A 6835-nucleotide genomic window follows, 5' to 3' on the forward strand; every position below is an offset into this window, starting at 1 on the left:
TCCGCCGGCTAAGGCTGGATCGACCGGCTCAGGCCGGATCGCTCCGCCGTCCCAAACCGGCTCGCGCGGCCGTCCCCGGCGGGGTTCCTACGGCCGGAAGGGTGTCAGGGGCGGCCTACGTCTCCCGTCCGCCCCGCGCCCCCGGCCGCGGCTCCGCGCCGGTCGGGCGGACGGACGGGGCGGACGGTTCGGCCGCGCAGTCAGCTCCGCAGCCAGGCCGCGGTGTCCTGCGGCAGCCTCCCCTCGTCGTCCAGGGGGCCGCTGGTGAGCAGAACGCTTCTGTGGCCGGGCAGTTCCGTGGGGGGACCGGTGAGATTGACGACGCAGATCAGGCCGTCGGTGCGGGTGAAGGAGAGCACACCGGGGCCGGCGGGCAGCCAGGTCAGCGCCGCCCCGTCGCCGTCACCCGACGCCCCGGCGGTGAAGCCCGGCTCCGTACGGCGCAGCCGCAGGGCCTCCCGGTAGAGGCTGAGCATCGAGTGCGGGTCGTCCGCCTGGAGGTCCGCGGCGTACTTCGCCCAGGACTCCGGCTGCGGGAGCCACGGTTCGGTGTCTCCCCCGAAGCCGGCGTACGGCGCGTCCGCCCGCCAGGGCAGCGGTACGCGGCAGCCGTCGCGGCCGGGATCCGTACCGCCGGACCGGAAGTGCATCGGGTCCTCGATACGGTCGCGCGGGATGTCCGCCTCCGGCAGGCCCAGCTCCTCGCCCTGGTAGATGTAGACGGCGCCGGGCAGCGCCAGGGAGAGCAGCGCGGCGGCGCGCGCCCGTCTCGTCCCCAGCTCCGGATCGGTCGGGGTGCCGAAGGCCTTGGCGGCGAAGTCGAAGCCGGTGTCCTCTCGCCCGTACCGGGTCACGGTGCGCGTGACGTCGTGGTTGGAGAGCACCCAGGTGGCGGGGGCGCCGACCGGCGCGTGCTCGGCGAGCGTGTCGTCGACGGCGGTCCGCAGCCGGTCCGCGTCCCAGGGGCAGGACATGAAGCCGAGGTTGAAGGCGGTGTGCAGTTCGTCGGGCCGCAGATAGCGCGCGAAGCGCTCCGCGTCGGGGAGCCAGACCTCGCCGACGAAGATGCCGTCGTACTCGTCGGCGATGGCGCGCCACGAGCGGTAGATGTCGTGGAGTTCGTCGCGGTCCACGAAGGGGTGGGCGTCGGCGCCGGGGGTGAAGTCGGGCAGGGCGGGGTCCTTGGCGGGCAGGACGGCCGAGTCGATCCGCACCCCGGCCACGCCCCGGTCGAACCAGAAGCGCAGCACGTCCTCGTGTTCCCGGCGGACCGCCGGGTGGGTCCAGTTGAGGTCGGGCTGTCCGGTGGCGAACAGGTGCAGGTACCAGTCGCCGTCCTCCACTCGGGTCCAGGGGACGCCGCCGAACTCGGACACCCAGTTGTTCGGGGGGAGTTCACCGCTCTCCCCGCGCCCGGGGCGGAAGTGGAACAGCTCGCGCTCGGGGCTCCCTGGCCCGGCCGCCAGAGCCGCCCTGAACCAGGCGTGCTGGTCGGAGACATGGTTGGGCACGATGTCGACGATCGTGCGGATCCCCAGCTCGCGTGCCTCGGCGATCAGCTTCTCCGCCTCGGCGAGGGTGCCGAAGGCCGGGTCGATGGTCCGGTAGTCGGCCACGTCGTAGCCGCCGTCGGCGAGCGGGGAGAGGTACCAGGGGGTGAACCAGAGTGCGTCCACGCCCAGTTCCACGAGATACGGCAGCCTGGACCGCACGCCGGCGAGATCTCCGGTGCCGTCGCCGTCGCCGTCGGCGAAGCTGCGTACATAGACCTGGTAGATGGCGGCGTCGCGCCACCATTCGACGGTGGCCTCGGCCGGCTGGATGGCTGCCACGTGACGGTCCTTTCGGGCAGGTGGGACTCCGCCGCCGGCCCCCGGACGACGGGGCGCCGGATGAGAGGGCGGGCGGCGGAGCGCTGGTGGGGAGTGGGTCGGACGGAGCGGGGAGGACGATCAGCCCTTGAGGCCGCCCGCGGTCAGACCGCTCATGATGTTGCGCTGGAAGAGCAGGAAGATGAGCAGCGTCGGGACGGACGCGATGGTGAGCGCGGCGATCAGGACGTTCTCCGGTACTCCGCTCGCGAGCGAGTAGATGCCCACGTTCAGGGTCTGTTTGCCGGGATCGGGCAGGGTGAGCATCGGCCAGAGGAAGTCCTTCCAGACCCCCACGACCGCGAAGATCGAGACGACTCCGAGGATGGGCCGGGAGATCGGCAGCACCACGGATCTCAGGGTGCGCATCGCCGAGGCCCCGTCGATGGCCGCGGCGTCCAGCAGTTCCCGCGGTATCGAGTCGAAGAATCTCTTGAGCAGGAAGATGTTGAACGCGTTGGTGACGGACGGCAGCCAGATCGCCCAGGGCGAGTTGAGGAGGTTGCGTTCGACGATCGGCACGTCGAGCACCGTCAGGTACTGGGGTACGACGAGGACGGTCGCCGGGATCATCAGCGTCATCAGCATCAGGCCGAGGATGGCCTTGCCGAAGACCGGCCGGAGCTTGGAGAGGGAGTAGGCGGCGGCCACGTCGAAGACCAGCTGGAAGGCGAGCGCGCCGAACGCGTAGTACAGGGTGTTGAACAGCAGCTTGGCCAGGTCCATCACCTTCCACGCCTGCTCGTAGTTCTCCGGGTGGACGGACGTGGGGAAGGCCGTGGGCGGGCTCTGGACGACTTCCTGGGTGGTCTTGAGACCGCCGGTGACCATCCAGTAGAGCGGTCCGAGGAAGACCAGGGTGAAGAGGAGGACCACCAGGGCGAAGACGATCCAGTAGACCGCCCTGCCGCGGGACCTGCCCAGCTGGGCGGGTGAGATCAGGGTCCGGGGGCGGCCGGCCTCGACGGTGGAGGCCCGCTTGCGCCGGGGTACGAGTGTGTTCGCTGTCATGTCTTCTCTCCCCTCCTAGTCCTCGTTGCCGCGGCTGAGCCGTACGTAGACCGCGGAGAAGCCCGCGAGGAGTACGAGCAGGACGAGTCCGAGCGCCGCCGCGCTGCCGTAGTTGTTGAAGTTGAACGCGTACTGGTAGATGAGATAGACGACCGTCGTCGTCGACCCCTCCGGTCCCGCCCCGTTGGTGAGCAGGAAGGGCTCGGTGAACACCTGCATCGTCGCGATGATCTGCATGAGCAGCATCAGCGAGAGAATGAGCTTGGTCTGCGGAATGGTGACGTGCCAGATCTTGCGGAGGATTCCCGCGCCGTCGAGTTCGGCCGCCTCGTACAGCTCACCGGGAATCGACTGGAGCGCGGCGAGATAGATGAGGGTGGCGCCGCCCATGCTCATCCAGGTGGCCGCGATCACCACGGAGAGCATGGCCGTGTCGGTGTCCTGGAGCCACTGCTGGGCGGGGAGTCCGAAGGTCTCCAGGATGCGGTTGAACAGGCCGTATCCGGGGTCGTAGAAGTACTTGAACAGCAGCACCGAGGCGACCGGCGGGAGCATCACCGGGAGATAGACGAGCAGCCGCAGATATCCCTGGCCGTGCCGGAACTCGTTGAGCACGACGGCGACGACGAACGGGACGACGAATCCCAGCAGCAGCGCGAGGCCGGTGAACAGCAGGGTGTTGCGCCACGCCTGCCAGAAGGCGGGGTCGTTGAAGATATAGGTGAGGTTGGACCAGCCGGCCCAGGTGGTCTTCCCGTTCTCGTTCTTCTGGAAGGCCAGGATGAATTCCCTGACCATCGGATACCAGGAGAAGAACGAGAAGCAGAGTACGGCTCCGATCAGGAACCCGTGCGCCGAGAGATTGCGGCGCACGGACCGTACGAACTCCTCGCGGGCGAAGTCCGGCCGGCGGGAGCCGGGGCGTCCGTGGCTCGGCGGGCTCGCCTTGCTCCTGGACAGGGTGGGGGCCGACATGGTCTCTCCTCGGTGCCGGTGCGCTGACTCGTCGTGACTCGCCGACCGGCGGGGACCGGGTCCGCGTGACCCGGCCCCGCCCGTCCGTTACCGGGTCGCCAGGACTTGGTTGACCTGCTGCTCGGCGGTCGACAGGAGCTTGTCGACGTCCGCGTCCTTGTTGGTCAGCACGCCGGACATCGCGACGTCGAGGATCTTGTAGATCTCCTGCGCCTTCGGCGGCTCGGCCTTGCCCTTGACCGGGTTGTCCATGAAGGGCTTGAAGTTGTCGACGGGCATGGTGGCGTGCTCGCTGCGCAGCGCGTCGTCCTTGGCCTTGGAGTCACCGAGCCAGAAGTTGGGCTGCGGCAGTCCGACGGGGAGCTTGTCTGCCTTGGTGCGGTCCCACTGGAACTGGCCCTTGCCGGGGGTGAGGAACTTGAAGTTCTGCCAGGCGATGGCGGCCTTGATCTTGTCGGGCGAACTGCCCTTCTTGATCATGTAGTTGTTGCCGCCGAAGAGGGTCGCCTTGGCGCCGGGGATCGGGCCCATGCCGAAGTTCTCGTACGCGGCGCCGAGTTGCTGGACCATGTACGTGATGTCGTCGGGCGCGGCGAGGAACATGCCCAGCTTGTCGGTGGCTATCTGCTTCTGGAGGTCGCCCCATTTGAGCAGCTGGGTCTTGCCCATGCTGTCGTCCTCCCACCGCATGGTGTGCAGGTTCCGCAGGACCTGCTTGCCGGGATCGGTGTTGAACGCGGCCTTCTTGCCGGTGGAGTCGACGACCTCGCCGCCGAGACCGTAGATCGACGCGGTGAAGTGCCAGCCGCCGTTGTTGCCGGCGCTGTACTCGCCGAAGCCGGAGACGCCGCCGCCGAGACCGGCGATCTTGTCGGAGGCCGTACGGACCTCTTCCCAGGTGGCGGGGGGCGAGTTGGGGTCGAGGCCCGCCTCTTCGAACAGCTTCCGGTTGATCAGCAGGCCCATGGTGTAGTTGCTGGTCGGCAGGCCGTAGAGCTTGCCGTCCTGCTTCAGCACGTCCAGGACGTTGGGGTCGATGTCCTTCAACGCGGGCACGGACTTGTCGTTGACGTACGCCGAGATGTCCTCGGCCCCGTCGTTGTCCAGCACCTGCTGGAGGTCGGTGAAGTAGGTGTAGTACACGTCGGGCTGGGACTTCGCCTTGAGCATGGCGGTGAAGCGCGGCGGCTCCAGACACTGGCCGGGCGTGGACTTCCCGTTGATCTTGACGTTCGGGTACGTCTTGTTGAACTCCTTGACGTCCTCGTTCCACTCCTTCAGCTCCGCGGCCTTCGCGGCCGGCGGCATGCAGTCGATCGAGAGTGTCACCTTGGCCTTCGGGTCCAACGGCGCTGACGGGTCGGACGACCCGCCGCCGGAGTCGCCGTCGTCGTCGCTACTGCTGCTGCTCGTGCCGCAGGCGGCGAGAGTCAGGGCGAGCACGGTGACTATGGCGGCCGCGGCGGTGCGGTCGGTACGGCGAATACGGCGGAACCCAGCACTTCTCATCGATGGTCCCCTTCGGGCATGAGCGTGGAAGGCCCACGGCTGAAACTCTGCCGGGGCGCGGCACACTCAACCACCGCCGACAGGAGACCGCAATATCTCGCGCCGTTTTCGTAAAAGTTTGACAGCCCTCCGTATCGATCCCGGGCCGCCCCGGGGGCCGGGACCGGACAGGGCGGGATTTGTCAGACAGGACCCCCGGGAGCGCCACAGGGCCCCCGAGGGGGCCCTGAAAGTGCCTTGCGGGAGCCGGGACGGCACCTACGGCCTGATCCGGACGCCAGGCCCTACCGGGGCGACTGCGCCGTGGAGCCGCGCACGACCAGCTCCGGCTCGAACAGCAGCTCGCCCGGCGGCACGGCGCCGCCCTGGATCTGCGCGCACAGCAACTCCACCGCCGCCCGGCCCATCGCCTCGATCGGCTGGCGGACGGTGGTCAGCGGCGGCTCGGTGCAGTTCATGAACGCGGAGTCGTCGTAGCCGACGACGGAGACCTCACCGGGGACGTCGAGACCGCGCCGGCGGGCCGCCCGCACGGCCCCCAGGGCCAGCGGGTCGCTCGCGCAGATGATGCCGGTGACGCCGCGGTCCAGCAGCCGTGCGGCGGCGGCCTGCCCGCCCTCCAGGGAGAACATCGACCGCTCGATGTGCTCGTCGGGCAGGGACTCCCCCGCCGCCTTCACGATCGCCAGGGCGGCGGCGAGCTTGCGCCGCGACGGTACGTGGTCGGACGGGCCGAGGACGAGGCCGATGCGCTCGTGACCGAGCGAGGCCAGGTGCCGCCACGCCTGCTCGACGGCGACGGCGTCGTCGCAGGAGATCGTGGGGAAGTCGAGGTGCTCTATCGGCGCGTTGATCAGCACGACCGGGATCCGGCGCTCGTGGAGCTGGCGGTAGTGCTCGTGGGGCGCGTCGGCCTGGGCGAACAGCCCGCCGGCGAACACGACTCCGGACACCTGCTGCTGGAGCAGGAGTTCGACGTAGTCCGCCTCGGAGACGCCGCCCTTGGTCTGGGTGCACAGGACGGGGGTCAGCCCCTGCTGCGCCAGCGCGCCGCCGATCACCTCGGCGAAGGCGGGGAAGATCGGGTTCTGGAGTTCGGGCAGGACGAGGCCGACCAGCCTGGCGCGCTCACCGCGCAGCTGGGTCGGCCGCTCGTACCCGAGTACGTCCAGTGCGGTCAGCACGGACTGCCGGGTGGCCTGGGAAACTCCCGGCTTGCCGTTGAGCACCCGGCTGACCGTGGCCTCGCTGACCCCAACCTTCTTCGCCACCTGAGCAAGTCGTCGCGTCATACACGCAAGACTAGCGCAAACAATGCAAGCTACTTGCTTCCGAGCGTAAAGAGCCTGCACAGACGTGGGGGGGGCCCGGAGGGGGCGGGGGGGGGCCCGGCTGGGTTGTTCCCGCTGCAAGGGGGTATGGGGGCTTTAGGTGGGGGTTGTGTTTTTCCCTCCCCCCAAATCGTCCAC

At 69.0% G+C, this 6835-nt stretch carries 5 protein-coding genes; all 5 read right to left on the reverse strand.

The window, feature by feature from the left end:
* Positions 1-200: 200 nt before the first annotated feature.
* Positions 201-1832 carry a glycoside hydrolase family 13 protein gene (locus ACZ61E_RS31085; RefSeq protein ID WP_469703602.1) on the reverse strand — a complete coding sequence of 544 codons (1632 nt, stop codon included), beginning with the start codon at positions 1830-1832 and terminating at the stop codon, positions 201-203.
* Between the two features lie 120 nt (positions 1833-1952).
* Entirely contained in the window at positions 1953-2882 is a 930-nt protein-coding gene (locus tag ACZ61E_RS31090; RefSeq protein ID WP_469703603.1) for a carbohydrate ABC transporter permease, read from the reverse strand.
* A gap of 15 nt (positions 2883-2897) precedes the next feature.
* Positions 2898-3857: a carbohydrate ABC transporter permease gene (locus tag ACZ61E_RS31095; RefSeq protein WP_469703604.1), complete on the reverse strand. Its 960-nt coding sequence runs from the start codon at positions 3855-3857 to the stop codon at positions 2898-2900.
* Between the two features lie 87 nt (positions 3858-3944).
* Positions 3945-5366 (reverse strand): extracellular solute-binding protein, encoded by a 1422-nt coding sequence (locus ACZ61E_RS31100; RefSeq protein WP_469703605.1) that lies wholly within the window; start codon positions 5364-5366, stop codon positions 3945-3947.
* 284 nt (positions 5367-5650) lie between these two features.
* Complete coding sequence (locus tag ACZ61E_RS31105) at positions 5651-6658, reverse strand: LacI family DNA-binding transcriptional regulator (protein WP_469703606.1); 1008 nt, start codon at positions 6656-6658, stop codon at positions 5651-5653.
* Positions 6659-6835: the final 177 nt, after the last annotated feature.

The sequence above is a fragment of the Streptomyces sp. NPDC104581 genome (assembly GCF_055583685.1).

Coding starts and splice junctions, on each gene's coding strand:
- ACZ61E_RS31105 (WP_469703606.1), bottom strand. CDS start 6,658: ATGACGCGACGACTTGCTCAGGTGGCGAAGAAGGTTGGGGTCAGCGAG.
- ACZ61E_RS31095 (WP_469703604.1), bottom strand. CDS start 3,857: ATGTCGGCCCCCACCCTGTCCAGGAGCAAGGCGAGCCCGCCGAGCCAC.
- ACZ61E_RS31100 (WP_469703605.1), bottom strand. CDS start 5,366: ATGAGAAGTGCTGGGTTCCGCCGTATTCGCCGTACCGACCGCACCGCC.
- ACZ61E_RS31090 (WP_469703603.1), bottom strand. CDS start 2,882: ATGACAGCGAACACACTCGTACCCCGGCGCAAGCGGGCCTCCACCGTC.